Here is a 26,149-nt window from a genome sequence, read left to right on the forward strand (position 1 = left end):
ATTTCGCCTCTACAGCGGCCTTGTGGCCGGAAACCGTTGGAAATGGTGCTTGGGGCTAATGTGGGGGCAGCCCTGCAAAATTACAAGCGCCGGGGCCATGAAATGCAGAAAGGGGCCCTAGGGCCCCTTTCCTCTTGCTGCTTGCTCGCCCGATCAGGCGTCGGGGGCGGCCTTTGCTTGCGGCTCGCTGTTCTCGTAGATCAGCAGTGGCTGCGAAGTCCCCTCGATGACGCTCTCGTCGATCACCACCTTGCTGACTTCCTTCTGCGAAGGAATCTCGTACATGGTGTCGAGCAGCACGCCTTCGAGGATCGAACGCAGGCCTCGGGCGCCGGTCTTGCGCTCCAGGGCCTTGCGCGCGACAGCCTTCAACGCATCGCTGCGGAACTCGAGATCGACATCTTCCATCTCGAACAGCTTGGCGTATTGCTTGGTCAGTGCATTCTTCGGCTCGGTGAGGATCTGCATCAGCGCAGCCTCGTCCAGCTCGTCCAGCGTCGCCAGTACCGGCAGACGGCCAACGAACTCCGGAATCAGGCCGAACTTGACCAGATCGTCCGGCTCGACCTCACGCAGCGATTCGCCGACTTTCTTGCCCTCTTCCTTGCTGCGCACTTCCGCGCTGAAGCCGATGCCACCTTTGGTGGAACGGTTCTGGATGACCTTTTCCAGACCCGAGAAGGCGCCCCCGCAGATGAACAGGATATTGCGGGTATCGACCTGCAGGAACTCCTGTTGCGGGTGCTTGCGTCCGCCTTGCGGCGGCACCGAGGCAACGGTGCCCTCGATCAGCTTCAACAGCGCCTGCTGCACGCCCTCGCCCGAGACGTCACGGGTGATGGACGGGTTGTCCGACTTGCGCGAGATCTTGTCGATCTCGTCGATATAGACGATGCCCATCTGGGCCTTTTCCACGTCGTAGTCGCACTTTTGCAGCAGTTTCTGAATGATGTTCTCGACGTCCTCACCCACGTAACCGGCTTCGGTCAGGGTGGTGGCATCGGCGATGGTGAACGGTACGTTCAGCAGGCGTGCGAGCGTCTCGGCGAGCAGGGTCTTGCCCGAGCCGGTCGGCCCGATCAGCAGGATGTTGCTCTTGCCCAGTTCGACTTCGTCGCCCTTCTTGTCACGCTGGTTCAGGCGCTTGTAGTGGTTGTACACCGCTACGGACAGCACCTTCTTGGCGCGTTCCTGACCAATGACGTACTGGTCCAGGATTCCGCTGATTTCTTTCGGCGAGGGTAGCTTGTGCGCGTTGCTCTCGGCCTGGGCTTCCTGCACCTCCTCACGGATGATGTCGTTGCACAGGTCGACGCACTCGTCGCAGATAAATACCGAGGGGCCGGCAATCAACTTGCGCACTTCATGCTGGCTTTTGCCGCAGAAGGAGCAATAGAGCAATTTGCCGTTGTCCTCGCCGTTACGGGTGTCAGTCATTCGATCGATCCAATCCGGTAGGCTTGAAACACAAGATGAAGGCAATCGCTGGCTTTTTCAAGTCCGCGGGCAGGCGCAATCCGCGCCCACCCGCCCTGGCGCATTGCTTCAGGATGCCAGTTGCCGCTTGTCGTAGACCGAGTCGATCAGGCCGTACTCGGCCGCGCGTGCAGCGCTCATGAAGTTGTCGCGCTCGGTGTCGCGCTTGATGGTTTCCAGCGGCTGGCCAGTGTGGTGGGCCAACAGCTCGTTCAGGCGCGCCTTGATGTTGAGGATTTCCTGGGCGTGGATCTCGATGTCGGTCGCCTGGCCCTGGAAACCACCCAGCGGCTGGTGAATCATCACCCGCGAGTTGGGCAGGCAATGGCGCTTGCCGGCGGCACCGGCCGCGAGCAGGAAGGCGCCCATGCTGCAGGCCTGGCCGATGCAGATGGTCGAGACGTCCGGCTTGATGAACTGCATGGTGTCGTAGATCGACATGCCTGCAGTCACCGAACCGCCCGGGGAGTTGATGTACAGATGGATATCCTTGTCCGGGTTTTCCGCTTCAAGGAACAGCAGCTGCGCCACCACCAGGTTGGCCATGTAGTCCTCTACAGGGCCGACCAGGAAGATCACGCGCTCCTTGAGGAGGCGCGAGTAGATGTCGTAGGCGCGTTCGCCACGGGCGGACTGCTCGATAACCATCGGGACCAGGCCACCGGCGGCCTGGATGTCAGAGCTCTGCTGAATATAAGAATTGCGGGACATGTCCTGCACTCACTCCCAAATAGTCATGGCTTGAATACGCACAAGCCAGCGCGAAGGCTGGCTTGTGGGGGTTTCCTACGAGAGTAGCCTGTTACTCAGCGGCGGCAGGAGCCTGTGCTGGCTTTACAGCTTCTTCGTACGAGACCGACTTGTCGGTCACAGTCGCTTTCTGGAGGACAGTATCTACAACTTGTTCTTCCAGTACAACCGAACGGACTTCGTTCAGCTGCTGGTCGTTCTTGTAGTACCAGGCGATGACCTGCTCAGGCTCTTGGTAAGCCGAGGCCATTTCCTCGATCATCTTGCGCACTTCGGCTTCGTCAGGCTTCAGCTCGAACTGCTTGACCACTTCGGCGACGATCAGGCCCAGCACCACGCGGCGCTTGGCTTGCTCTTCGAACAGCTCGGCCGGCAGCTGGTCAGGCTTGATGTTGCCACCGAACTGCTGAACGGCCTGCACGCGCAGACGGTTGACTTCGTTCTCCAGCAGCGCTTTCGGCACTTCGATCGGGTTGGCGGCCAGCAGACCATCCATGACCTGGTTCTTGACCTTGGTCTTGATGGCCTGGCGCAGCTCACGCTCCATGTTCTTGCGAACTTCGGCGCGGAAGCCTTCCAGGGTCGATTCCTTGATGCCGAACTGGGCGAAGAAGGCTTCGTTCAGCTCAGGCAGCACAGGGGCCGAGACGCTATTGACGGTGATGGTGAACTCGGCGGCCTTGCCGGCCAGCTCCAGGTTCTGATAGTCCTCGGGGAAGGTCACGTTGACCACACGCTCTTCACCGGCCTTGGCGCCCACCAGGCCTTCTTCGAAGCCCGGGATCATGCGGCCGGAACCCAGAACCAGCTGGGTGCCCTTGGCCGAACCACCGGCGAAGGCTTCACCGTCGATCTTGCCGACGAAATCGATGTTGACCTGGTCGTCGTTCTGCGCGGCGCGCTCGACGGCCTCGAAACGGGTGTTCTGCTTGCGCAGGACTTCCAGCATGTTGTCCAGGTCGGCGTCGGCCACTTCGGCGCTCAGGCGCTCGACGGCGATCGAGTCGAAACCGGCAACGGTGAACTCAGGGAAGACTTCGAAGATGGCGACGAACTCGAGGTCCTTGCCCTTTTCGAACGATTTTGGCTCGACGGCCGGAGCGCCAGCCGGGTTCAGCTTCTGCTCGACGATGGCTTCGTAGAAGGAAGCCTGGACCAGATCACCGAAGGCTTCCTGACGGGCGTCAGCCTCGAAACGCTGGCGGATCACGCTCATTGGCACCTTGCCCGGACGGAAGCCGGCAACCTTGGCGCGCTTGGCAGTCTGCTGCAGACGCTTGTTGACTTCGTTCTCGACGCGCTCGGCCGGAACGGCGATGGTCATGCGGCGCTCGAGAGCGGAAGTGTTTTCAACAGAAACTTGCATGGATATTCCTCGTTGCACAGACGTTAGCCGGCGATAGCCCGACTCCAGAATCAAGGGCAAGCATTCTAGTGACTCAGGCCACAGAAGTCACCCCACCCGGACTGTCGGCCAACCACACCGGTCGATTTCCTTGAAAGGCCCGCACGCCGTGGCGTCGAGCCTGCTTCAGCAGCGACCGCGCAGCCGCCTGGACGGCGCGCGATTGTAAAACCTTGTCAAACAAACAACAGCCGGAAAGATCGCCCTTATTACTGCCGGTCGATCTCGTTGAACTGGCAATATTCTTCCCAAGGCATGCCCAGCGCCTCGGCCACCTCGCGGTGCACCTCCAGGCGCATGACCCGCAACTGCTCCGGCGACTCGGCAATCAGTCGCAGCGCGTACTCCCAGGGCTCGATACCCTGCTCCAGCGCCGCATCCTCGAAAGCCCACTCGATCTGCTGAGCCTGCTCGCGGGCATCCAGCTCGCGGATCTCCTCGATCAATTGCGGATTGGCCTCGGCGAAACGCTGCAACGCCAGGACCTGGCGAGCTTCTTTTGCAATCATCTGCGCTACCCCCCCTGCCAGCCTGCTCGGCCGGGCGTTCAAACGGCTGAAATCTATCAGCTTTTATCACATCACCACCAGTGTCCGCCGATACCGGACACCAGAAACGAAAAAGGCGCCCGGTCATACGACCCGGGCGCCTTCTGAAATATGGGGTGGACGATGGGAATCGAACCCACGACAACTGGAATCACAATCCAGCGCTCTACCAACTGAGCTACGCCCACCATAATGCAGTGTTGCGGTACAGCCTTACAGAAACATGGTGCGGACGAAGAGACTCGAACTCTTACAGCTTGCGCCGCTGGAACCTAAATCCAGTGTGTCTACCAATTTCACCACGTCCGCATGAAACTCAAAAACAAAGGCGCCAGATCATCAAATCGAGGCGCCTCTGCAGAATCTGGGGTGGACGATGGGAATCGAACCCACGACAACTGGAATCACAATCCAGCGCTCTACCAACTGAGCTACGCCCACCATATTGCGGTACCACTTACTTGCCCAGGCCTAATGGCGCACCCGGCAGGACTCGAACCTGCGACCATCCGCTTAGAAGGCGGATGCTCTATCCAGCTGAGCTACGGGCGCTTAAGCTTCCAGCCTGACTGAACGAACCGCTCATTCTGCCCGACTTTGCCAACCCGTGCCAGGCAGCGCCCGACAAGTGCGGCGAATCTTATAGTCGGCCCTGCGGGGCGTCAACACCTTTCTCTAAAAAATTTAAATTATTGAAGGGGTTAGGGGATTTGCCCGACCACGCGCCTTTGCCCTTGCGCCGTGTCGTGCGAGAATGCGCGCTTCTTATATGTTCCCTTCTCGATGGTTAATCACGCGTCTATGACTGCACACCTTATCGATGGCAAGGCGATCGCCGCCAACCTGCGCCAGCAGATCGCCCAACGTGTCGCGGAGCGCCGCCAGCAAGGCCTGCGCACCCCCGGCCTGGCGGTGATCCTGGTCGGCACCGACCCCGCCTCCCAAGTCTATGTCTCGCACAAGCGCAAGGACTGCGAAGAGGTCGGCTTCATCTCCCAGGCTTTCGACCTGCCCAGCGATACCACGCAGCAAGCCCTGACCGACCTGATCGATCGTCTCAACGATGACCCAGCCGTCGATGGCATCCTCCTGCAGCTGCCGCTGCCAGAACACCTGGACGCCTCGCTGCTGCTCGAGCGCATCCGCCCGGACAAGGACGTCGATGGTTTCCACCCGTACAACATCGGCCGCCTGGCGCAACGCATCCCGCTGCTGCGCCCGTGCACGCCCAAAGGCATCATGACCCTGCTGGAAAGCACCGGCCAGGATCTGTACGGCATGAACGCCGTCATCGTCGGCGCCTCCAACATCGTTGGCCGCCCCATGGCCATGGAACTGCTGCTGGCCGGCTGCACCGTCACCGTCTGCCACCGATTCACCAAGGACCTGGCCGGCCATGTCGGCCGCGCCGACCTGGTGGTCGTGGCCGCCGGCAAGCCTGGCCTGGTCAAGGGTGAGTGGATCAAGGAAGGCGCCATCGTCATCGACGTCGGCATCAATCGCCAGGACGACGGCAAGCTGGTCGGCGACGTGATCTACGAGACCGCCCTGCCCCGCGCCGGCTGGATCACCCCGGTACCGGGCGGCGTCGGCCCGATGACCCGCGCCTGCCTGCTGGAGAACACCCTGTATGCAGCTGAAGAGCTGCATAAGTAGGTTGTTCCGGCCATGACGCAACGGCGCCTTTCGAGGCGCCGTTTTCGTTTGCGCACTTCATCCTCGTGGGAGCGAGCACGACGTCAGCCGATTCAGCTGCCAACCAAGCCATTTCAGCTGGACCGGCTGCCCACCCCTCGCGCTTCAGCCGGGATTACTTCCCGATCCCTTCGACAATGGACACACAGCCCACCCGTGGATGCGTGCCCAATGCAAACAACAAATACCGTCCTCATGATTCGCCCGGCGCGGTTCGCCTTCAACCCGGACACCGCCGTCAACAACCGCTTCCAGCAGCTCCCAACGAACCCTCAGGCCGCCAGCGAAAAGGCCCTGGAAGAATTCGACGATTATGTCCAGACCCTGCGCCAGCATGGTGTCGATGTGCTGGTCGTGCAGGACACCCCCGAACCTCATACCCCCGACTCGATCTTCCCCAACAACTGGTGGAGCAGCCACGCCGACGGCAGCCTGGTGCTCTACCCGATGGAAGGCGAGAACCGGCGCCTGGAACGCGACAAGGGCGTGCTGCGCGTACTGGAAGAGCGCTTCGCCATCCAGCGCACCATCGATCTGAGCCCACTGGAACAGCAGAATCTGTTCCTCGAAGGCACCGGCAGCATGGTCCTGGACCGCGAGCACCGCATCAGCTACGCCTGCCACTCCGACCGCACCCATGAACGCGCCCTGCACCAGTTCGCCGAGCGTCTGGACTACCGCCTGTGCCTGTTCCACGCCGTGGACCGCCAGCAGGCGCCGATCTACCACAGCAACGTGATGATGAACATCGGTCGCCAGCTCGCCGTGGCCTGTCTCGACGCCCTTCCCCACAGCGATGAGCGCCGCGCCCTGGAGCATTCGCTGCGCGACACCGACAAGCAGGTGCTGGCGCTGAACTTCGATCAGCTGGAGAACTTCGCCGGCAACATGCTCGAAGTCCACGACCGCGAGGGCCGCTCGCTGCTGGTGATGTCGCGCAGCGCCTGGCGCTCGCTCGACGCCGGCCAGCGCCGACAGGTCGAGCGACACAGCCATCCGCTGGTGGTGAACATCGACCACATCGAACGCATCGGCGGCGGCAGCGCGCGCTGCATGCTCGCCGAGATCCACCTGCCCTCGCGCCACTGACTTGAATGAAAAGGAGCATCACCATGACCCGCTACATCGACGTGCAGGACCTCGCCCACCTGGTCAACCGCAAGGGCCTGCCGAGCTGCCTGGCCGAGATGGCCGACTACATCCGCCAGGACTACCTGCGCTGGCACGACTTCGAGAAGTGCGCGCGCCTGGCCAACCATTCGCCGGACGGGGTGATCGAGCTGATGCCGGTGTCCGACGCCAACCTGTATGCCTTCAAGTACGTCAACGGTCACCCGAAGAACACCCACGATGGCCTGCTCACGGTGATGGCCTTCGGTGCCCTCGGCGACGTGGACACCGGCGCCCCGGTATTGCTCAGCGAAATGACCCTGACCACCGCCATCCGTACCGCCGCCACCTCGGCCCTGGCCGCGCGCTACCTGGCGCGCCCTGAAAGCAAGCGCATGGCGCTGATCGGCAACGGCTCGCAGAGCGAGTTCCAGGCCATCGCCTTCCACACGATGCTGGGCATCGACGAGATCCGCCTGTTCGACATCGACCGCGCGGCGAGCGAGAAACTGGCAGCCAACCTCGCCGGCTATCCGCAGCTGAGGCTGATCATCGCTTCCAGCGTGGCCGAGGCGGTGCGTGGCGCCGACATCGTCACCACGGTCACCGCCGACAAGGCCTACGCCACCATCCTCACCCCGGAGATGATCGAGCCGGGCATGCACCTCAATGCCGTCGGCGGCGACTGCCCGGGCAAGACCGAGCTGCACCGCGACATCGTCGAGCGCGCTCGGGTGATCGTCGAGTACGAGCCGCAAAGCCGTATCGAGGGAGAAATCCAGCAGATGCCGGCCGACTCGCCGACCACCGAGTTCTGGCAGGTGGTCGAGGGGATCGCGCCGGGGCGCGAGCATGCCGTGCAGGTGACACTGTTCGACTCGGTCGGCTTCGCCCTGGAGGACTACTCGGCGCTGCGCTATGTGCTGGATGTGGCCAGGGCGCTGGACATCGGGCATGACATCGCGCTGGTGCCGGAGCTGAAGAATCCGAAGGATCTGTTTGCCTTGCTGCAGCCAAAAGCAGTTGCGCACAAGGCCTGCGCCGCCTGACCTGCCATGCCCCCGTGTAGGAGCGGCCTTGTGTCGCGAAAGGGCTGCGCAGCGGCCCCGGCAATCTGTGCGTCGATGATGAATCCTGGGGCCGCTGCGCGGCCCTTTCGGACACAAGGCCGCTCCTACAGGGCCTCGCGCAAACCACGACCGACAGCTCGACCTGGACAGCGCCGATGACAGAAACCGCTGTCGCACTTGCATAAATCTTTGTCGGAACAGCCGATTCGGCTGCACGGAGGATCCTAACAGCCGAATCCGGCAGCCCACGCGCGGGCAAACGACACAAAAAACCTGTCTATCTCGCGCATCCTGAGCCCGACCCATGAGTCACCCACGGACCTACACGCGGTAATCGCCCTACTACCAATAACAACACCCAGGGACCCCAGACCATGCTCTCCATGCGAAAACGCCTCGGCGTGCTGCTGTTCTCGCTATGCACCACCACCATCGCCCAGGCCCGGGAGTGGACCGAAATCCGCTTCGGCGTCTTCCCCGAATATCCCCCCTTCGAATCCGTCGCCGCCGATGGCAGCCTGCAGGGCTTCGACATCGACCTGGGCAATGCCATCTGCGCCAAGCTGCAGGTCAAGTGCACCTGGGTGCACAACGAGTTCGACGGCATGATTCCGGCCCTGCGCGCCCGCAAGTTCGACGCCATCATGTCGTCCATGGCCGTCACCCCGGCACGCCTGAAGCAGATCGACTTCACCGACCGCCTGTTCCTCAGCCCCACCTCGGTGATCGTGCGCAAGTCGGCCGATTTCGGCGACACCCTCGAATCGCTCAAGGGCAAGCAGGTCGGCGTGCTCCAAGGCTCGCTGCAGGAGGCCTACGCCCGCGCCGTGCTGGCGCCGCTGGGCGCCCAGGTCAAGGCCTACCAGGGCCAGGACCAGAACTACGCCGACCTGATGAATGGCCGTCTTGACGCCACCGTCACCGACAAGCTCGAAGCCCAGCTGAACTTCCTCTCCAAGCCCGAGGGCGCCGACTTCAGGAGCGGCCCGGCGATCAAGGACCCGACCCTGCCGCTGGACATCGCCATGGGCCTGCGCAAGACCGACCCCGAGCTCAAGGCCCTGCTCGACAAGGGCATCGCCATGATCCACGCCGACGGCACCTACGCCGAGATCCAGAAGAAGTACGTCGGCGACCTGGACATCTACAACGAGTGACCCGACGGGCCGCCCGCCTCCCTGTGGGAGCGGGCTGGCCCCGCGATAGCCTCCCCCCGAGATCCCTCCCATGCACGATTTCCTCACGAACGGCCTGCAAGGCTTCGGCCCGCTGCTGGCCCAGGGCACCTGGATGACCCTCAAGCTGGCCTTGCTGTCGCTGGCACTGAGCCTGACGCTCGGCCTGATCGGCGCCAGCGCCAAGCTGTCGCGATCGAGGCTGCTGCGCATCCCGGCCACCCTCTACACCACGCTGATCCGCAGCGTCCCCGACCTGGTGCTGATCCTGCTGATCTTCTACAGCATGCAGATCTGGCTCAACGACCTGACCGAGGCGCTGGGCTGGGATTATATCGAGATCGATCCGTTCGGCGCCGGGGTCATCACCCTGGGTTTCATCTACGGCGCGTACTTCACCGAGAACTTTCGTGGCGCGATCCTCAGCGTGCCCAGCGGCCAGCTGGAGGCCGCAACGGCCTATGGCCTGAGCCGGGCGCAGCGGTTCCGGCTGGTCCTGTTCCCGCAGCTGATGCGCTTTGCCCTGCCGGGCCTGGGCAACAACTGGCTGGTGCTGCTCAAGTCCACCGCGCTGGTGTCGATCATCGGCCTGGCCGACCTGGTCAAGGCCGCGCAGAACGCAGGCAAGACCACCAACGACGTGCTGTTCTTCCTGTGCCTGGCGGGCCTGGTCTACCTGCTCATCACCACCCTGTCCAACCGCCTGCTCAAGCACCTTGAACGGCGCTACACCATCGGCATCAAGGAGCTGGCGCGATGATCGAACTCCTTCAGCAATACGGGCTGGCCTACCTGTACCACGATGGCGCCGGGCTGTCGGGCCTGGCCATGACCCTGTGGCTGTTCCTGGTGAGCATGGTGCTCGGTTTCGCCCTGGCGCTGCCGCTGGCCCTGGCCCGCAGCTCGCGCCACGCCTGGCTGCGCCTGCCGGTGCAGCTGTACACCTTCGTGTTCCGTGGCACGCCGCTCTATATCCAGTTGCTGATCTGCTACACCGGGCTCTACAGCCTTCAAGTGGTGCGCGAGCATGCCCTGCTCGACCAGTTCCTGCGCAACGCGCTGAACTGCACCCTGCTGGCGTTCGTGCTCAACACCTGCGCCTACACCGTGGAGATCTTCGCCGGGGCCATCCGCAACCTGCCCGCCGGCGAGCTGGAGGCGGCCCAGGCCTACGGACTGCGCGGCTGGAAACTCAACCTGTTCCTGGTGCTGCCGGCCGCGCTGCGCCGTTCGCTGCCGGCCTACAGCAACGAACTGATCCTGATGCTGCACGCCACTTCGCTGGCCTTCACCGCCACCGTCGCCGACATCCTCAAGGTGGCCCGCGACGCCAACGCCGCGACCTTCCTGACCTTCCAGGCCTTCGGTGTGGCCGCCCTGCTGTACATGCTGCTGTCCTTCGCCCTGGTCGGCCTGTTCCGCGTGGCCGAGCGTCGCTGGATGCGCTTCCTTGACCCTGTACGAGGCTGAACGAATGAACGCTACCGCATTGCCACTCAACACCTTCGAACAGGCCCCGACAGCGCACGCCCACGTCGGCGCCATCAAGCTCAGCGTCGACGGGCTGCACAAGCACTATGGCGAGCACCAGGTGCTCAAGGGCGTCTCGCTGCACGCGCGCAAGGGCGATGTGATCAGCCTGATCGGCGCCAGCGGCTCGGGCAAGAGCACCTTCCTGCGCTGCATCAACTTCCTCGAGCAGCCCAACGCCGGCAGCATCACCCTCGACGGCCAGACCCTGGAGATCCACCCCGGCACCCGCACCCCACCACCGGCCCAGCTGCAGAACCTGCGCACACGCCTGGCCATGGTGTTCCAGCATTTCAACCTGTGGAGCCACCTGACGGTGCTGGAGAACATCTGCCTGGCGCCGCGCAAGGTGCTGGGGGTCAGCGCCGGCGAAGCCGAGGCCAGGGCGCGCAAGTACCTGGACAAGGTCGGCCTGCCGGCACGCGCCGCCGAGCAGTACCCGGCGTTCCTCTCCGGCGGCCAGCAACAGCGCGTGGCCATCGCCCGGGCGCTGGCCATGGAACCGGAGATCATCCTGTTCGACGAACCCACCTCGGCACTGGACCCTGAGCTGGTCGGCGAAGTGCTCAAGGTGATACAGACGCTTGCCGAGGAAGGACGTACCATGCTCATGGTCACCCACGAAATGGGATTCGCCCGCCAGGTCTCGAGCCAGGTGCTGTTCCTGCACCAGGGCCTGGTCGAGGAGCACGGTAGCGCCGAGATCCTCGACCAGCCACAGAGCGAGCGCCTGCGGCAGTTCCTCTCCAACCGCCTCAAGTGAAGTCACGCCGCATATGGATACCAAGGCCACGCCCCGTGCCGCCGCGCCGCTCGATCGCATCGATGAAGCGATCATCGATGTGCTGCGCCACCATGGAAGGATCACCTACGAAAAACTCTCCACCCTCGTGCACCTGACGCCCAGGCCCTGTCTGGAACGGGTGCGCAAGCTGGAACGGCGCGGGGTGATCCGCGGCTACGGGGCGATCATCGACCTGCAGCAAGTCGCCCCGGGGCTGTCGCTGCTGGTACTGGTGGCCTTGTCCAACCAGAGCGGGCGCTCCGCGCAGAAGGCGTTCGAGGCCACGGTGCGGGCCTGCCCGCAGGTCTACGAGTGCCAGCTGATCAGTGGCCACTTCGACTACAGCCTGCGCATGCGCTGTCGCGACATGGAGCATTACCGGGTGCTGACCGAGACCTGGATGAACAACGACGAGTTGCACATCGACAAGCTGGTCGCGCATCCGGAACTGGCTGCGGTGAAGAGCACGGCGCCGCACGCCTGAGCCCTCCTGGCGGCGGCCGGGTGGCATTTATGTAGCCCGGCCGCACGCCCTGCGACCATTAGCCTCGCTGCTCCTTTTCACAGAGCAGCGACGATGACCACCCTTCCTCTTTCCCCGCACCTGGCGTTCGTCCAGCAACGCCTGCCCAGCTGGCTGGCGCGCACGACAAGCGCCCAGCGCGATACCCTCAAGCGCCACATCCTGCGCAGCCATGCCGCCGCACGCCGGGTGGCCGAGGCACTGGCGCCGGTACAGGATATCGACAGCTACTGTCGCCCCCTGCTCGAAGCGGCCCTGCGCCATTGGTATCCGGATGCGACGCTGCCCGACGTCGACCAGGGCCGGGTACGCCTGGCACGCCAGGATCACTCCTGGCTGGAGGCGGCGTTGCAGAACTTCGCGGCCAACGCCAGGCCCACCCTCTTCGACCGCGCCAACAGTCGCACGGCCTGCGCCCTCGACATCCACACCTTCGTCAGTGGCGTGCGCAACCTCGACCTGGGCCAGCGCTACCGCTATCACCTGGCCGACCATATCGACAACGACGCCTTCCGCGAACGGTTGCGCCAGCAGGACCGCGCCGCCTTTGCCGCCACGCTGTGCATGGCCAGCCTGCAGGGCCATGTCGACCACCAGGGGCAGGCCATCGGCGAGACCGTGATCGGCGGCCTGGCCGACGCGGCCAGGCGCGTGCTGCATTGCAGCTTTCTCAGCGTGTTCGACCTGCCACTGAACGGCCCGATGCTGATCCACCTGGATGCCGTATCCCGGGTCGGCAGCTGCCTGCTGTACCTGCCGGGGCATGCCACTCAGCCAGTGCGCCAGTATCCCAGCGAACAGGCGGCCGCCGCCGCCCTGACCCGGCTGCTCTGGCAGGAGCAGGAACGGCTGTTCTTCACCCGCTACGTCAATCTCGCCGAGCAACCTGCCTTCGCCGCCCGCCTGCGCGCGACGCTGTACCCCCGCTACCCCTACGCCACCCTGCACCCGAGCCCCCCGACGCTGGAAAAGGGCCAGACCTTCAGTTGGATCAAACGGCTGTTCCCCGCGCCCACCGACCTCTGGCAGGAGACCCTGGACAAGAACGCGCGCCTGCCGGTGACCACCACGCCGTGGAAGAAGGATGCCTTCGCCGAGCGCGCCCGCACCCATGTCGAGCGCCGGCTGCAGGACGCGGCGACCCTGGCGGTGCCCGTCGCGCAGCGTGACGCCATCGCCCGGCTGGGCTGTATCGAGCGCTGGCTGGGCATCGGCCTGACGCTGCTGAATGTCGCCGGGCTGTTCGTGCCCGGCCTGGGCGAGCTGATGATGGTGGTCGGTGGCGGGCAACTGGTGGACGAGTTCGTCGATGGCGTGCACAGCGCCAACGAAGGCGATGCCGATGCCGCCATTCGCCAGCTGTTCGATGTCGTCGGCAATCTCGCGCTGTTCGCCGCGCTGGGCAGCGCCGCGCACCTCGGCGAAACCCAGGGCCCCCTGCAGCAGTGGCACCCGGTCGGCGCGCCGGGCAAGGAGCGCCTGTGGCCCGGCGAGCTAGCCCCCTTCTCCCGAGAGCGACCTTGGCCCCGGACCCAGGCACCGGGCGCCGACGGCCTGTACCGATGGCAGGGCCAGCCCTGGCTCGAACGCGGGGGCCAGGCGCTGCCGCTGGAACGCAGCGCCGACGGCATCTTGCGCCTGGCCCCGGCCCGTGGCCTGAATCACCAGCCCAGGCTGACGGGTAACGGTGAAGGCACCTGGCTGCTCGAACATGATCGTCCCCTGGCCTGGGACCAGCCTCGCCTGCTCGAGCACCTGGGCCCTGCGACCGCAGGCCTTGACCCACTTCAACTCGAACACGCCTTGCGCTGCAGCGGCTACGATGCCGCCGTGCTGCGCCTGGTGCTGCACGATCACCGCCCCCTGCCCGCCCTGCTGGTCGACAGCCTGGAGGCGCTCGGCGCTCGCCCGCTGACACCACCAGCCGAGCCGGGGGAAGGGGCGGCGCTGGCACGTGGCTTTCCTTCGCTCAGCCCCCGGGCCCGTGCGGAAATCCTGGCCCAGGCCGGACCGGCCGACATTGCCCGCCTGCGCAAGACCGCTCGACTGCCCCTGCCCATGGCCGAAACCGCACGCCTGTACCTGCGCGAAAGCCGGATCAGCAAGGCGCTGGCACGCTTTCGGCAATCCTCCGGCGCCACCACCGACCGTGATGCCCTGGCGCTGGGCGCATTGCAGCGCCTGCATGGCTGGCCCGGCCAGGTGCGCATCGAACTGCGCGATTCGCGCCTCGCCGGCCGCCTGCTCGGCGCAGCCGGCGAACCGGGCCTGCCCACCAAGACCCTGGTCCGCGCGGCCGAGGGTTATCAACCCTATGACGAGAACGGTAATACGCTGGCCAATTCCAGCGATCTCTTCGATGCGCTGCTGCGGGCGCTGCCGGATCGCGAGCGCAAGGCCCTGGGCCTGCGTATCGGTGATGATGCCCCGGTGCTGCGCGACAGGTTGTTCGAGCAGGCCGCCGGCGATCGGCGTCAGGCCGCCCGCGATCTGGGCATGGCGCCAGTGCGCCCGATGTATCGCCTGCCGTCTCGCCTGCCGGGTGATCGCCGGATCGGCTATCGCCTGAGCGGTGCCGCCCACGGTTGGCTGACCGAGGACCAGCTGTTCGACCAGCTGTACCCGGCCACGCCTGCCGGCGACCGGGAAATGCTGCGCCAGCGCCTGCGCCACCAGGCCGGTACCCGTCCGGGCGCGTTCGGGCGTCTGCTCATGCGCCTGCGCGAAGAGTACCTGCAGCTGGACTTCGCCCTGCAGCAATGGGTCGATGCCCCCGAAGGGAGCCCTGGCCAGCGCAGCCCGGCCCGCGAAGCGCTGGCCCAGCGCATTCGCAGCGCCTGGCGGCGCGAGCCCGACGATGCGCCCGCCAGCAGCATCGACCATGTGCCCCTGCTGCTGGAAGCACACCAGGCCGGTGATCTGCCCAGGCTGCCGGTGAAGCTGCCGCATGTGCGGCAACTGACGGTCAACGGCCTGACCGACCCCCACGCCACCGGGCTTGGCGAGCTGCTGGCGGCGTTTCCCGGCGTGCGCAACCTGGACATCGCCGGCAACGCCCTCAATCGCCTGCCATCGGCGCTGGGGCAACTGAGCGAGCTGGTTTCCCTGGACCTTGCGGAAAACAACATCGACCTGCTCGCCGAAGGCAGCCTTGCCCTCTTCGACCAACTGCCCCACCTGCAACACCTCAACCTGACCGAGGCGCTCCAGCAATTGCCGGTCGCCGCGCTGGAGCGGATGGCGAACCTGCCGTCGCTGAAGTGGTTCCAGGCCGACCTGAACGAACTGGCGCTGACCGCCGAGCACTTCCAGGCGCTGCAACGCTGGCCAGCCCTGCGCGGGCTGAGCCTGGGGCGCAACGCGATCGTCCTGGAGCCGGCCAGCCGCGCGGCGCTGGCCGGCCTGAACACACTGGAGCTGCTGAGCCTGTACGACAACCCACTGTCGCTGGCGCCCGACCTGACCGGCTGGAGCAGCCTGCAGCGCCTGGACCTGGAAAACTGCGGCATCAGCCTCTGGCCCGAAGGCTTGCTCGGCCTGATGGACCAGCAGCCACTGGTGCTGCGCCAGCTGGACCTGAGCGGCAATGCCTTGCGTGACGCTCCCGCCCTGGAGCAGCTGGCATACGCCCGGGCGATCCGCGAGCAGCAGCCCGACTTCATCTACTCGTTCGACAACAACCCGTTCAACCCGTCCGCGCGGGCCAACCTGACGGATGCCGGCTTCCAGCTGCACGTCTCGTCGCCCACCTCCGGCGACTGGTCCGTGCCCTGGCCGGCAGACTTCCTGGAGCAACTGGCCCAGTCCGCGCGGGACCCACAATGGCGACCACTGCACGACCTGTTCTATCGCCTGGCGGGCAGCGCCGACTATCAACGTCACCCCGACGCCATGCTCCAGCGCATGCGCCATGTGCTGCGCGCGCTGGTGGTCGACGAGGAAGGCGAAAGCGCGACCGGTTGGGGGCGGGCCCAGTTGCAACGCCAGGTCAACGACCTGCTGGAGGACGCTGGCCAGCACTGCGTGGACCAGGCCAGCCTGCTGTTCCAGCAGATCGAGACCGATGTGCAGATCTGGCAGGGCGTGAACCGGGCCGGCCCGGCCATGGCCGATCAGGAAGTCGCGGTGAGCGTCATGGGCTGCCTTTACCGACAGGGCCTGCTCGATACCCAGGTCGGCGAACTGTACAACGCCCGGGTCAGGCGCCGCGGCGCCCTGGCCGCGGCGAACAGCGATGCCGAGCGTGCAGCCGCGCCGGCCCGCGCCGCCGATGACGACATCAGCGACAGCGCGCTGAGCGAGCCGGACTACCTGCTCGACGAAGTGGAGATGGCCCTGTACGCGCGCCTGCACCTGCAGACGCAACTGCACCTGCCACCGCAGCCTGCCGAAATCCGCTTCGCCTACCTGGCCCGGCTCAGCGACGCGACGCTGCAGCGCCTGGCCGAGCGGGTCAACGCAGGTTTCGACGCACGCAGCCTGGGCAACTGGGCACGCGACCAGACATTCTGGCAAGCCTGGCTGCGGCGCCTGACACCCGAGCCGTTCGCATCGCTTGCGCAGGCCTGGGAGGGCGCGTCGGAATACTTCGATGCCTTGTCCAGCGCGGGCGGCCTGGAAGGCGACTACACCGGACCACCGGTACCGGAAGCGTTCGTCGAGGCACTGGAGGGTGAAATCGCCGACGTGCCTGGATTGGCCTGGCGCCGCAATGGCAAGCTGCAGCGCCTCGACCTCGGCGCCGCGCGCTTCGCCGCTTGCCAGCCCAGCGTGCTCGAGCGTGTCGGCGCGGTACTGCTGCACGCCAGGCAGACCGCCGAGGCAACGCTGGCGCACGCACAGACGGACCTGCTGATCGGCACGCACCTGCAACCGCCGGCGGCCCAAGCACAATAGCTTCGCCTACCGCACTCGCCACTCGGGTGGCTGGGCATAGCCCGCCACCCATCCGGCCACTTCGCTGGCCGGCATCGGCCGCGCGATCCCATAGCCCTGGGCCAGTTCGCAACCCAGCCCCATCAGCACCCGCCCATGCTCGATGGTCTCCACGCCCTCGGCCACCACTTCCCGCCCGAACGCACGCGCAAGGCCGATCACCGCGCCGGTCAGGGCCAGGTCGTCATGGTCATGGAGGATGTCGCGCACGAAGGATTTGTCGACCTTGATGGTCTGCGCCGGCAGGCGCTTGAGGTAGCTCAACGAGGAGTAGCCGGTGCCGAAGTCGTCCAGCGAGAAGCGCACGCCGAGTGCGCGGCAGGCATCGAGGCAGTGTCCGACGCGAGCCAGGTTGTCGATGGCGACCGACTCGACGATCTCCAGGTCCAGCCGGGCCGGCTCGACCCCCGGGTATTGCCCGAGCAACTGTGCCAGACGCTCGGCAAAGTCGCCCCGCTGCAACTGGCGCGCGGCGATGTTCACGCTCAGCGACCAGTCCCGCCCCGACAGCCGCCATTGCTGCAGCTGGCTCAGGGCCTGGTCGATGACCCATTCGCCCAGCTCGACGATCAGGTCGGTCTGTTCGACCAGGGGCAGGAATTCTCCGGGCGGTACCGGCCCTTTCGACGGGTGCATCCAGCGCAGCAACGCTTCGAAACCGATCACCTGGCCACTGCGCATGTTCACCTTGGGCTGGTAGTGCAGGCACAGCTCGTCCTGGCGCAGCGCCTGGCGCACGCGAGCCACCGTCTGGTGGGTGGCCTTGAGCTCCAGCTCCTGGGACACGTCGAACAGGTGGTAACGGTTGCGTCCGCGCTGCTTGGCCACGTACATCGCCTGATCGGCGTGACGCACCAGGGTGTCGGCATCCTCGTCGTCCTGCGGAAACAGGGTCACGCCAATGCTGGCGCTGAGCGCCAACGGATGCTCGCGGATCACATAGGGCGCCGCCAGGCCCTGCAGGATCCGCTGCAGCGCCGCGTGCAACTGCTGTGGGCCTTCGATGTGGCGCAGGATCAGCACGAACTCGTCGCCCGACAATCGCGCCACCGCGTCGCCGCCGCGCAGGATGCCCTGCAGGCGCTGGGCCACCTCCACCAGCAGCAGGTCGCCGGTGGCATGGCCATAGCCGTCGTTGACCGCCTTGAAGCCGTCCAGGTCGAGCATGCACACCGCCAGCGGGATGCGTTCGCGACGGGAGAACGCCAGGGCCTGGTTGAGCAGGTCGGAGAGGTAGGCGCGGTTGGGCAGGCCGGTCAGCACGTCGTGCCCCACGCGCCACTGCAAGGTGTGCAGCAACTGGCGCTTCTCGGTGACGTCGAAGCGGATCGACACGTACTTGCGCACCCTGCCGGTGTGCGGGTCGATCAGCGGCACCATGGTGCTGTCCACCCAGTACAGCGAACCATCCTTGGCGCGGTTGCAGATCTCGCCCTTCCACACCCGGCCCGCCGTCAGGGCGCGCCACATCTCGAGGAAGAACGTCGGCTCGTGCAACCCGGAATTGAGGATGCGGTGGTTGGCCCCGAGCAGTTCCTCCCGGCTGTAGCCGGAGATGCTGCAGAACTGCTGGTTGACGTAGGTGATGCGACCGCGCAGGTCGGTTTCGGAAAAGATCGCGGCCGCGTCGACGGCCGCGCGGTAGTTGTCGTCCATAAACTTCGCAACCTAGCGGTTGAAGCGCTCCACCAGGGCGCGCAAGCCGGCGCACACCTGCTCAAGTTCCGCCCCGCGCACCGCGGCGGCATTGGCACGGCGGGCGCTCTGCTGGACCGTGCCGGCCACCCCGTTGATCTGCCGCGAGACATCCTCGGCCACGCTGGACTGCTCCTGCGAGGCCGCGGCCATCTGCTGGCTCATGTCGCTGATGCGTTGCACCGCGTGGCGGATGCCTTGCAGGGCCTCTTGGGTCAGGGCGACCTGGTCGACCCCTTCCTGCGCGCCTTCGATGCCCAGGCTGGCGATGCTCACCGCCTGCTCGGCGCCACCGCGCAGGCTGTCGATGATCGACTGGATGTGCAGCGTGGACTGTCGGGTCTTGTCGGCCAGGGCGCGCACTTCGTCGGCCACCACCGCGAAGCCGCGGCCCTGCTCGCCGGCCCGGGCCGCCTCGATGGCGGCGTTGAGCGCCAGCAGGTTGGTCTGTTCGGCGATGGCGCGGATCATCCCGGCCGCCTCGGCGATGGCACCGGTCTGACCGGCCAGGTCGTTGACCGCCTGGTTGATCTGCCCGACCGTGCCGGCCAGGCCCTGGATCGCCGATCCCGTGGCGTCGGCCACCTGGCTGCCCTGTTCGGCCAGCAGGTGGGCGGTGTGCGCCTGCTCCGCGGTCAGTTGCACATGCCCGGCGACCTCGCCGATGGATGCGGCCATCTCGGTCATGGCGGTGGCGGTCAGATCGGTTTCGGCGCGTTGCTCGAGCAAGGCCGACTCGGTACTGCGCGACAGCCGCCCGGCGTCCTGGGCGGCATCGGCCATCTGCGCGGCGAGGTCGCTGAGGCGGGTGAGCGCGGTCTTCAGGCGTGCCTCTTCGCTGATCAGGATCAGCTCCAGCTGCCCGGCGGCGCCGGGCAGGTCACTGTAGGTCAGCGCCGCCACCGGGTCGCTGAAGGTGTTGTCGGCCACTTGGACGATGCGCCGCAGGTGGCGGCCCATGCGGCTTTGCGCCCACAGGCCGACAGCGGCGAACAGCGTCAGGGTCAGCGCCTGCGCCGGCAGGCCCGGCCACAGCCGGTTGGCGCCGACGGCCAGGCCGCCCGCCAGCAACGGCAGGGCCATGGCCCGCCCGAGCAAGGCCAAGCGCCGGGCCGGCGTCAGCGCCGCCCGGCCTTCGCGCAGGCGGGCGTACAAGGCCTCGGCACGGGCCACCTGCTCGCGGGTAGGACGCACGCGCACCGACTCATAGCCGATCACCTGGCCGTTCTCGAGCATCGGCGTGACGTAGGCGTTGACCCAATAGAAATTGCCGTTCCGGCAGCGGTTCTTGACGATGCCCATCCAGCTGCGCCCAGCCTTGAGGTACTGCCACATCAGTTCGAACACCGCCTCGGGCATGTCCGGGTGGCGCACCAGGTTGTGCGGGCTGCCAATCAGCTCTTCCTGGCTGTAGCCGCTGATGGCGGCGAACTCGGCGTTGCAGTAGGTGATCAGGCTGGCCGTGTCGGTCGCCGAAATGAGCCGCTGGTGCTCGGGAAAGCTTTGCTCGACCGGATTGACCGGCAGGTTCAGACGCACGATGAGACTCCATTCATACCCGGCCCGACGAGCTGCCTGACAGGGGTCAAGGGCATCGGAACCGTTCGTCCAGGATCAGCTCCAATGTCCGACAACGCTTGCACACGGGCCGGCGGATGGCCGGATCGCCCTGGACGATTACTTGAATGACTGATCAATCAAAGCGGCGAATTCTACGAATTCCATCACATTTTGCAAATAAAGGTGATGGATCGTGGCGTTGCGCCATATCGATATATATCGTTAAGTGCTTGATTCTAAATGGGAATTGAGCGATGACGAGAACAGGTCTAGGCCCAGCCCTGCGCCGCTACCGCAAACTGGCGGGCCTCACTCAGGCGCAGCTGGGCGAGCAAACCGGCTTCGACCCCAAGACCATCAGCCGCTTCGAAACCGGCGCCTATACCCCCAGTGTCGAGACCCTGGTCAGCTTCGCCAGGACGCTGGGGGTCAAACCCAAAGTCTTCTTCGCCGAGCCCGACGACGAAGAAGAACAGCGCGCCTACCTCTTCGGTGTCATCCACAACGCCCCGCCCAAGGACCTGGGCAAGCTGATCGCTGCCGTCGATCAGGTACTTGCCAAGCCGTGAAATCCCCCCGCGCACCACGCTAGAGCAGCTTCGCTGTCACTGCACCACAACTGGTCAGACCGGTCAGGCCAAAAAGCCTTGCAATGTGGGAAATTTCGGAGTTCCATGACCCGGCAGTGAACAAACCGGTAAGACCACAATAATTAAGTCCTGCACTCTTTCGCTCCGTGTGGCTGGGGGGCAAGGACACCGACCCGAGATCCCTCCCATGCTCAAATGGTGTTCGCGTTCGATCTTCCTCCAGGTTGTGCTCGGCCTTGCCCTCGGCATCGTCTGCGGCTTGAGCTTCCCCGACCTTTCCCTGCAACTCAAACCCCTGGGTGACGGCTTCATCAAGCTGATCAAGATGCTCATCGGCCTGATCGTGTTCTGCGTGGTGGTCAGTGGCATCTCCGGCGCGGGCGACCTGAAGAAGGTCGGGCGCATCGGCCTGAAATCGGTGATCTACTTCGAAGTGCTGACCACCCTGGCCCTGGTGATCGGCCTGGTGTTCGCCTTCACCAGCGGCATCGGCAGTGGCGCCAACATCCACCTCGACCAGCTGTCCAGCGCCGACGCCGGCGCCCTGGCCGAGCGTGGCCAGCACATCCACGGCACCACCACCTTCCTGATGGACCTGATCCCCACCTCGGTGGTCGGGGCCTTCGCCGACAACAACATCCTCCAGGTGCTGCTGTTCTCGGTGCTGTTCGGCAGCGCGTTGAACCTGGTCGGCGAATCGGCCTCGGGGATTTCCCGGCTGATCAACGAACTGAGCCACGTGATCTTCCGCATCATGGGCATGATCGTGCGCCTGGCGCCGATCGGCGTGTTCGGCGCCATCGCCTTCACCACCAGCAAATACGGCCTGAGCTCGCTGCAGCACCTGGGCGGTCTGGTGGCGCTGTTCTACCTGACCTGTGCCGGGTTCGTGCTGATCGTGCTCGGCACGGTGATGCGCCTGTCGGGCCTGAAGCTGCTGCCCTTCATCAAGTACCTGCGCGAAGAGCTGTCCATCGTCCTCGGCACCGCCTCCTCCGACGCCGTGCTGCCGCAGGTGATGCGCAAGCTCGAGCACCTCGGCATCGGCAGCTCCACCGTCGGCCTGGTGATCCCCACCGGCTACTCGTTCAACCTCGACGGCTTCTCCATCTACCTGACCCTGGCCATCGTCTTCATCGCCAACGCCACCGGCACGCCGCTGGCCATGAGCGACCTGCTGACCATCCTGCTGGTGTCGCTGGTGACCTCCAAGGGCGCCCACGGCATCCCGGGCTCGGCGCTGGTGATCCTGGCCGCTACACTCACCGCGGTCCCGGCGATCCCCGTGGTCGGCCTGGTGCTGGTGCTGGCCGTGGACTGGTTCATGGGCATCGGCCGGGCGCTGACCAACCTGATCGGCAACTGCGTGGCCACCGTGGCCATCGCCCGCTGGGAGAAAGACATCGACCTGGAGCGGGCCCACAACGTGCTGGCCAACAAACCCGGCTTCGCCCCGATAACCCGCAAGCAGGGCCAGGCCCATCAACAGGAATTCTAAGCCTCAGGCCGCCGGCGCCCAGCGCCGGCCGGCCAAGGGCATGGATGCCGCGTCAACCAAGGAGCGAACCGTGATCAGCTCGTCTACCGTAGTCAATTCAGTGGTGGAGAAACTCCGCCAGGCCCTGGCCCGCGGCCAGTGGCGCAGCGGCGACATGCTGCCCGGCCAGCGCGAACTGGCCGAGCAGCTGGGCATCAGCCGCCCCAGCCTGCGCGAAGCGGTGACCGTGCTGGAGACCCTCGGCCTGGTGCGCTCGCTACCCGGCAAGGGCGTGCTGGTGCTCGACATCGAGGCCGCCCAGGCCCAGGAACAGGCGCAGGAAACCGTGGCCCAGGCCAGCCTGGCCGACGTGCTCGAACTGCGCTACACCCTCGAACCCTTCATCGCCGGCCTGGTGGCGCAATCGGCCGGCAGCCAGGACATCGGCCAGCTGCGCCTGACCCTGATGGACATGCGCGAAGCGCTGGAGGCCAGCGACAGCGAAGCCGGCTTCAACGCCTACATCGCCTTCCACGAAGCGCTGTTCGCGCTGACCACCAATCCGATCTTCCAGAGCGTGGTGCAGCAGACCGGCAATGCCCTCAAGCAGAGCGCCGAGATGCTGCGCAACTCCCCCGAACACCTGGCTGCGCGGCTGAGCGAAAACGAAGCGGTGGTGCGCGCCATTCGCGAGCGCAACAGCGCCCTGGCCAGCCTGCAGATGCGCCGGCACATCCTCGCCGAAGGCCAGCGCATGGGCATCGCCCTGAACATCCCCGACCAGGTCCTTGAGTAAATAAGGAGAGCGACCATGACCGCCTGCGCCCCAGCCGCCCCCCGCCTGCCAGCCCTGCTCGGCGCCGGCGAGACCCGCCTGTCGGCGGAGCAGATCTACCCCCGGCTGTTCGACGCCATCCTCGAACAGCGCCTGCCACCCGGCAGCGCCCTGCCCGAGCAGGCGCTGGGCAACGCCTTCGGCGTGAGCCGCACGGTGATCCGCCGGGTGCTCGGACGCCTGTCCGACCAGCAGGTGGTGGTGCAGCGCCCCAGCCACACCGCGCACCTGGCCGCCCCCGACCCGCAGCAGGCGCGCCAGGTGCTCAGCGCCCGGCGCCTGGCCGAGACCACGCTGATCGGCCTGGCCACCCAGCGCGCGCGCCCGGCGCAGATCCGCCAGCTGCGCCAGCTGGTCGAGCGCGAGCGCCAGCACCATGAACGTGGCGAGCGCTGCACGGCGATCCGCCTGGGCGGCGAGTTCCACATGAAACTGGCGCAGATGGCCGCCAATGCACCGCTGGCGCGCTTTCTCGACGGCCTGGTGCCGATGACCTCGCTGATCATCGCCCGCTACGAATCACCCTGCTGCGAGCACTGCGCATGGGAAGAACACGCGGCGATCATCGATGCCGTGGAGCGCGGCGATGGTGCCGCGGCCCTGGCGCTGATGCACGAGCACCTGGACCGCCTGGAAGCCAAGCTCGACCTGGATCAGACCGGCTGCGCGTAACGCTTGCGGTACTCGACGGGGGTCACCCCGACGTGCCGCACGAACGCCCGGCGCAGGGTATCGGCGTTGGCGAAGCCGCACAGCGCCGCCACCTGCTTGGGCGCTTCCAGCCCACCCTCCAGACGCTCGCGGGCGGCATTGACCCGCGCCAGTTCGACCCAGGCCGCGGGGGTCATGCCGACATCGGCCTGGAACAGCCGGGCGAAATGCCGAGGGCTCAGACCGACCCGCGCCGCCAGCCGGGCGACGCCGTGGTCCTGCGCCGGATGAGCCGCCACGTAGCGCTGCACGCCCTGCAGCGCCGAGCGCCCCAGCGCTGACGACGCGCCCTGGCGACTGAACTGCAGCTGGCCGCCCGGGCGCTTGAAGTACATCACCAACTGGCTCGCCACCCGCTTGGCGATGTCCCGGCCCAGGTCTTCCTCCACCAGCGCCAGCGCCAGGTCCAGCCCGGCGGTCACGCCTGCGGCGGTGCGCACCTTGCCGTCGTGCACCTGGATCGCGTCGGCCTCCACCGTGACCTGCGGGTAGCGCTGCGCCAGCGCCTCGGCCACCGCCCAGTGGGTGGTGATGCGGCGCTCGTCGAGCAGCCCGGCGGCAGCCAGGGCGAAGGCGCCGGTACATACCGAGCCATAGCGGCGACTCAGGGCGGCCCGCCGCCGCAACCAGTCGAGGATGCCACTGCGCAGATGCAACTCGGCGGCCTGTGGCGTGCCGGCGATCAACAAGGTGTCGAAGGGTTCGAGTTCCTCACCGATCCAGCCATCCGGGAGCAGTTTCGCCCCCGACGAGCTGACCAGCGGCCCGGGCTCGCAGGCCAGCAACAGCAGGCGATAGGCTGGGTGCCCGGCCTGGCGGTTGGCCTCGGCGAAGACGTCGAGCGGGCCGCAGGCGTCCAGCAGCTGGACACCGGGCATGGCGAGGATGGCAAGGGTGATGGGCATGGGTTCGGTCTCGATGACGATACACAGGGACGGCGTCCTTGCCTGGCGGACAATGGCAGCATTTGGCGTATTACGTCAATTGAGGACAAAAATCGCCCCCCGCACACTGGACACCTCACCTACCGAGGAACGCCACCATGTCCACCGCCATCGCCGGCATCCACATCCCCGACAGCGCCATGGCCCGGGAAATCACCGAGCTGGTGCGCGACACCGCCTCGCCCCTGCTGTTCCACCACTCCAGCCGCGTGTACTACTTCGCCGCCCTCGCCGGTCGCCGCCTGGGCCTGAAGTTCGACAGCGAACTGCTCTATTGCGGCTGCATGTTCCACGACATGGGCCTGACCCAGGCGCACAGCAGCGATTGCTGCCGCTTCGAGGTCGACGGCGCCAATGCCGCCCGCGACTTCCTCCAGCGCCACCGCATCGCCGAACGCGATGTCGAGCGGGTCTGGACCGCCATCGCCCTGCACACCACCCCGGGCATCCCCGAGCACATGCACCCGCTGATCGCGCTGGTCACCGCCGGGGTCGAGACCGATGTGCTCGGCCTGCACCACGAACATTTGCCCGCCGGGGAGCGCGATGCCGTGGTGCAGGCCCATCCCCGTGGCGAGCGCTTCAAGGAAGCGATCATCCAGGCGTTCTACGATGGCATCCGGCACAAGCCGCAGACCACCTTCGGCAACGTCAAGGCCGATGTCATCGCCGACAAGGAAACCGCGTTCCGCCCCGGCAATTTCTGCAGCATCATCCGCCAGTCGGGCTGGCCGAGCTGAACACCACCGCGTCGACACCCGGCAGGATCCGCACCTCATCGCCCAGCGACCACTCCGCCGCCCGCGCCGCCAGGGCGGCGGGCACGCCTGGCGACCCGCCCGGCCCCGGCGGCACGTCATAGGTGGCATGGGCATCGTGGGGCAACAGCACCTCGAAGCCCCGTTGCAGGGCGGCGCGGGCGGTGGCGGCCAGACACATCTGCGAGAGCAGGCCGCACAGGGCCAGGCGCCGCACGCCCAGTGCCTGCAGCAGCGCTTGCAGCCCGGTCTCGACGAAGCCGTCGTCCTCGCTCTTGAACAGCACGTGCTCGCCAGGCGCCGCCGGGAAATACAGCGGCCAGCCAGCCGTGTGCGGGGCGTCCGGGCTGCCGGGCGCACCGTCGTTCTGCAGGAAGATCACCGCCACCCCGGCCCGCCGCGCCCGCGCCAACAGCCGGGCGATGCTCACCTGCAGGGCGAGATGCGCCGGCACCGCATCGGCGCCCTGCATGAACGCGCATTGCACATCCACCAACAGCAAGGCGTCGGCCTGAGGGACGGGGTCGAGGGTCATCGCGTGCTCCGGCGTGCGCAGTGAACGGAACGCCGAGCATAGC

22 protein-coding genes and 4 tRNA genes are annotated in these 26,149 nt (G+C 66.1%); 14 read left to right on the top strand and 12 right to left on the bottom strand.

Going from position 1 to position 26,149, the window contains the following annotated elements:
• Positions 1 to 153 precede the first annotated feature (153 nt).
• The 8 genes from clpX to N7422_RS10085 all read right to left on the bottom strand — a co-directional run bounded on the left by clpX (position 154) and on the right by N7422_RS10085 (position 4,731).
• Positions 154 to 1,437 carry an ATP-dependent Clp protease ATP-binding subunit ClpX gene (gene clpX, locus N7422_RS10050; protein WP_279806376.1) on the bottom strand — a complete coding sequence of 428 codons (1,284 nt, stop codon included), beginning with the start codon at positions 1,435 to 1,437 and terminating at the stop codon, positions 154 to 156.
• Between the two features lie 108 nt (positions 1,438 to 1,545).
• Positions 1,546 to 2,187, bottom strand: a complete 642-nt coding sequence (clpP, locus tag N7422_RS10055; RefSeq protein ID WP_023629742.1) for an ATP-dependent Clp endopeptidase proteolytic subunit ClpP — start codon at positions 2,185 to 2,187, stop codon at positions 1,546 to 1,548.
• Positions 2,188 to 2,278: 91 nt separating this feature from the next.
• Positions 2,279 to 3,592, bottom strand: coding sequence for a trigger factor (tig, locus tag N7422_RS10060; protein WP_279806377.1), 1,314 nt, complete (start codon positions 3,590 to 3,592; stop codon positions 2,279 to 2,281).
• Positions 3,593 to 3,840: 248 nt separating this feature from the next.
• Positions 3,841 to 4,140 carry a DUF6388 family protein gene (locus N7422_RS10065; RefSeq protein WP_279806378.1) on the bottom strand — a complete coding sequence of 100 codons (300 nt, stop codon included), beginning with the start codon at positions 4,138 to 4,140 and terminating at the stop codon, positions 3,841 to 3,843.
• Positions 4,141 to 4,291: 151 nt separating this feature from the next.
• Positions 4,292 to 4,367 (bottom strand) — tRNA-His (locus N7422_RS10070).
• A 36-nt stretch (positions 4,368 to 4,403) separates the two neighbouring features.
• Positions 4,404 to 4,488 (bottom strand) — tRNA-Leu (locus tag N7422_RS10075).
• Between the two features lie 56 nt (positions 4,489 to 4,544).
• Positions 4,545 to 4,620, bottom strand: a tRNA-His gene (locus tag N7422_RS10080).
• A 34-nt stretch (positions 4,621 to 4,654) separates the two neighbouring features.
• Positions 4,655 to 4,731 (bottom strand) — tRNA-Arg (locus N7422_RS10085).
• 249 nt (positions 4,732 to 4,980) lie between these two features.
• Here N7422_RS10085 and folD point away from each other — a divergent pair.
• The 9 genes from folD (at position 4,981) to N7422_RS10130 (ending at position 16,962) form a co-directional block, all read left to right on the top strand.
• Positions 4,981 to 5,835, top strand: a complete 855-nt coding sequence (gene folD, locus N7422_RS10090) for a bifunctional methylenetetrahydrofolate dehydrogenase/methenyltetrahydrofolate cyclohydrolase FolD (RefSeq protein WP_279806379.1) — start codon at positions 4,981 to 4,983, stop codon at positions 5,833 to 5,835.
• 210 nt (positions 5,836 to 6,045) lie between these two features.
• Positions 6,046 to 6,963, top strand: coding sequence for an arginine deiminase-related protein (locus N7422_RS10095; protein ID WP_279806380.1), 918 nt, complete (start codon positions 6,046 to 6,048; stop codon positions 6,961 to 6,963).
• Between the two features lie 23 nt (positions 6,964 to 6,986).
• Positions 6,987 to 8,033, top strand: coding sequence for an ornithine cyclodeaminase (locus tag N7422_RS10100; RefSeq protein ID WP_279806381.1), 1,047 nt, complete (start codon positions 6,987 to 6,989; stop codon positions 8,031 to 8,033).
• 404 nt (positions 8,034 to 8,437) lie between these two features.
• Positions 8,438 to 9,211 carry an ABC transporter substrate-binding protein gene (locus N7422_RS10105; protein ID WP_279806540.1) on the top strand — a complete coding sequence of 258 codons (774 nt, stop codon included), beginning with the start codon at positions 8,438 to 8,440 and terminating at the stop codon, positions 9,209 to 9,211.
• 70 nt (positions 9,212 to 9,281) lie between these two features.
• Complete coding sequence (locus N7422_RS10110; protein WP_279806382.1) at positions 9,282 to 9,989, top strand: ABC transporter permease; 708 nt, start codon at positions 9,282 to 9,284, stop codon at positions 9,987 to 9,989.
• Complete coding sequence (gene hisM / locus N7422_RS10115; RefSeq protein ID WP_279806383.1) at positions 9,986 to 10,699, top strand: histidine ABC transporter permease HisM; 714 nt, start codon at positions 9,986 to 9,988, stop codon at positions 10,697 to 10,699. Before N7422_RS10110 ends, hisM begins: the two co-directional genes overlap by 4 nt.
• A gap of 4 nt (positions 10,700 to 10,703) precedes the next feature.
• On the top strand, positions 10,704 to 11,522 hold the full coding sequence (locus N7422_RS10120) for an ATP-binding cassette domain-containing protein (RefSeq protein ID WP_279806384.1): 819 nt from the start codon (positions 10,704 to 10,706) through the stop codon (positions 11,520 to 11,522).
• A gap of 13 nt (positions 11,523 to 11,535) precedes the next feature.
• A complete protein-coding gene (locus N7422_RS10125; RefSeq protein ID WP_279806385.1) occupies positions 11,536 to 12,027 on the top strand; it encodes an Lrp/AsnC family transcriptional regulator in 492 nt (163 codons plus the stop codon).
• Between the two features lie 93 nt (positions 12,028 to 12,120).
• On the top strand, positions 12,121 to 16,962 hold the full coding sequence (locus N7422_RS10130; protein WP_279806386.1) for a DUF6543 domain-containing protein: 4,842 nt from the start codon (positions 12,121 to 12,123) through the stop codon (positions 16,960 to 16,962).
• 6 nt (positions 16,963 to 16,968) lie between these two features.
• On the opposite strand, the gene N7422_RS10135 is transcribed toward N7422_RS10130, so the two are convergent.
• Together N7422_RS10135 and N7422_RS10140 are read right to left on the bottom strand one after the other, a co-directional pair.
• The gene (locus N7422_RS10135) at positions 16,969 to 18,657 is read right to left on the bottom strand and encodes a GGDEF and EAL domain-containing protein (protein WP_279806387.1); all 1,689 of its coding nucleotides are present in this window, start codon (positions 18,655 to 18,657) and stop codon (positions 16,969 to 16,971) included.
• Positions 18,658 to 18,669: 12 nt separating this feature from the next.
• Entirely contained in the window at positions 18,670 to 20,235 is a 1,566-nt protein-coding gene (locus N7422_RS10140) for a PAS domain-containing methyl-accepting chemotaxis protein (protein WP_279806388.1), read from the bottom strand.
• 275 nt (positions 20,236 to 20,510) lie between these two features.
• Here N7422_RS10140 and N7422_RS10145 point away from each other — a divergent pair, with 275 nt between their 5' ends.
• The 4 genes from N7422_RS10145 to N7422_RS10160 all read left to right on the top strand — a co-directional run bounded on the left by N7422_RS10145 (position 20,511) and on the right by N7422_RS10160 (position 23,830).
• Positions 20,511 to 20,825 carry a helix-turn-helix transcriptional regulator gene (locus N7422_RS10145; protein ID WP_279806389.1) on the top strand — a complete coding sequence of 105 codons (315 nt, stop codon included), beginning with the start codon at positions 20,511 to 20,513 and terminating at the stop codon, positions 20,823 to 20,825.
• A 208-nt stretch (positions 20,826 to 21,033) separates the two neighbouring features.
• Positions 21,034 to 22,344, top strand: a complete 1,311-nt coding sequence (locus tag N7422_RS10150) for a C4-dicarboxylate transporter DctA (RefSeq protein WP_279806390.1) — start codon at positions 21,034 to 21,036, stop codon at positions 22,342 to 22,344.
• Positions 22,345 to 22,414: 70 nt separating this feature from the next.
• Positions 22,415 to 23,119, top strand: a complete 705-nt coding sequence (locus tag N7422_RS10155) for an FCD domain-containing protein (RefSeq protein ID WP_279806391.1) — start codon at positions 22,415 to 22,417, stop codon at positions 23,117 to 23,119.
• 15 nt (positions 23,120 to 23,134) lie between these two features.
• Positions 23,135 to 23,830 carry a GntR family transcriptional regulator gene (locus N7422_RS10160; RefSeq protein WP_279806392.1) on the top strand — a complete coding sequence of 232 codons (696 nt, stop codon included), beginning with the start codon at positions 23,135 to 23,137 and terminating at the stop codon, positions 23,828 to 23,830.
• Here N7422_RS10160 and N7422_RS10165 read toward each other — a convergent pair.
• Positions 23,812 to 24,774: a helix-turn-helix domain-containing protein gene (locus N7422_RS10165; RefSeq protein WP_279806393.1), complete on the bottom strand. Its 963-nt coding sequence runs from the start codon at positions 24,772 to 24,774 to the stop codon at positions 23,812 to 23,814. The genes N7422_RS10160 and N7422_RS10165 overlap by 19 nt on opposite strands.
• A gap of 137 nt (positions 24,775 to 24,911) precedes the next feature.
• On the opposite strand from N7422_RS10165, the gene N7422_RS10170 reads away from it, so the two are divergent.
• Positions 24,912 to 25,553: an HD domain-containing protein gene (locus N7422_RS10170; RefSeq protein WP_279806394.1), complete on the top strand. Its 642-nt coding sequence runs from the start codon at positions 24,912 to 24,914 to the stop codon at positions 25,551 to 25,553.
• Here the strand turns inward: N7422_RS10170 and N7422_RS10175 are convergent.
• Positions 25,525 to 26,106 (bottom strand): isochorismatase family protein, encoded by a 582-nt coding sequence (locus N7422_RS10175; protein ID WP_279806395.1) that lies wholly within the window; start codon positions 26,104 to 26,106, stop codon positions 25,525 to 25,527. The genes N7422_RS10170 and N7422_RS10175 overlap by 29 nt on opposite strands.
• Between the last annotated feature and the right edge of the window lie 43 nt (positions 26,107 to 26,149).

Origin of the sequence: Pseudomonas sp. GD04091 (genome assembly GCF_029836165.1) — a bacterium.
Classification (GTDB): Bacteria; Pseudomonadota; Gammaproteobacteria; order Pseudomonadales; family Pseudomonadaceae; genus Aquipseudomonas.

Excerpts from the sequence above, each read along its gene's own strand:
- clpP (WP_023629742.1), bottom strand. The coding sequence starts at position 2,187 with ATGTCCCGCAATTCTTATATTCAGCAGAGCTCTGACATCCAGGCCGCC.
- hisM (WP_279806383.1), top strand. The coding sequence starts at position 9,986 with ATGATCGAACTCCTTCAGCAATACGGGCTGGCCTACCTGTACCACGAT.
- N7422_RS10150 (WP_279806390.1), top strand. The coding sequence starts at position 21,034 with ATGCTCAAATGGTGTTCGCGTTCGATCTTCCTCCAGGTTGTGCTCGGC.
- N7422_RS10170 (WP_279806394.1), top strand. The coding sequence starts at position 24,912 with ATGTCCACCGCCATCGCCGGCATCCACATCCCCGACAGCGCCATGGCC.
- N7422_RS10135 (WP_279806387.1), bottom strand. The coding sequence starts at position 18,657 with ATGGACGACAACTACCGCGCGGCCGTCGACGCGGCCGCGATCTTTTCC.
- N7422_RS10120 (WP_279806384.1), top strand. The coding sequence starts at position 10,704 with ATGAACGCTACCGCATTGCCACTCAACACCTTCGAACAGGCCCCGACA.
- N7422_RS10100 (WP_279806381.1), top strand. The coding sequence starts at position 6,987 with ATGACCCGCTACATCGACGTGCAGGACCTCGCCCACCTGGTCAACCGC.
- N7422_RS10105 (WP_279806540.1), top strand. The coding sequence starts at position 8,438 with ATGCGAAAACGCCTCGGCGTGCTGCTGTTCTCGCTATGCACCACCACC.
- N7422_RS10175 (WP_279806395.1), bottom strand. The coding sequence starts at position 26,106 with ATGACCCTCGACCCCGTCCCTCAGGCCGACGCCTTGCTGTTGGTGGAT.
- N7422_RS10095 (WP_279806380.1), top strand. The coding sequence starts at position 6,046 with ATGCAAACAACAAATACCGTCCTCATGATTCGCCCGGCGCGGTTCGCC.
- N7422_RS10165 (WP_279806393.1), bottom strand. The coding sequence starts at position 24,774 with ATGCCCATCACCCTTGCCATCCTCGCCATGCCCGGTGTCCAGCTGCTG.
- N7422_RS10110 (WP_279806382.1), top strand. The coding sequence starts at position 9,282 with ATGCACGATTTCCTCACGAACGGCCTGCAAGGCTTCGGCCCGCTGCTG.
- N7422_RS10145 (WP_279806389.1), top strand. The coding sequence starts at position 20,511 with ATGACGAGAACAGGTCTAGGCCCAGCCCTGCGCCGCTACCGCAAACTG.
- N7422_RS10160 (WP_279806392.1), top strand. The coding sequence starts at position 23,135 with ATGACCGCCTGCGCCCCAGCCGCCCCCCGCCTGCCAGCCCTGCTCGGC.
- N7422_RS10065 (WP_279806378.1), bottom strand. The coding sequence starts at position 4,140 with ATGATTGCAAAAGAAGCTCGCCAGGTCCTGGCGTTGCAGCGTTTCGCC.
- folD (WP_279806379.1), top strand. The coding sequence starts at position 4,981 with ATGACTGCACACCTTATCGATGGCAAGGCGATCGCCGCCAACCTGCGC.
- tig (WP_279806377.1), bottom strand. The coding sequence starts at position 3,592 with ATGCAAGTTTCTGTTGAAAACACTTCCGCTCTCGAGCGCCGCATGACC.
- N7422_RS10125 (WP_279806385.1), top strand. The coding sequence starts at position 11,536 with ATGGATACCAAGGCCACGCCCCGTGCCGCCGCGCCGCTCGATCGCATC.
- N7422_RS10130 (WP_279806386.1), top strand. The coding sequence starts at position 12,121 with ATGACCACCCTTCCTCTTTCCCCGCACCTGGCGTTCGTCCAGCAACGC.
- clpX (WP_279806376.1), bottom strand. The coding sequence starts at position 1,437 with ATGACTGACACCCGTAACGGCGAGGACAACGGCAAATTGCTCTATTGC.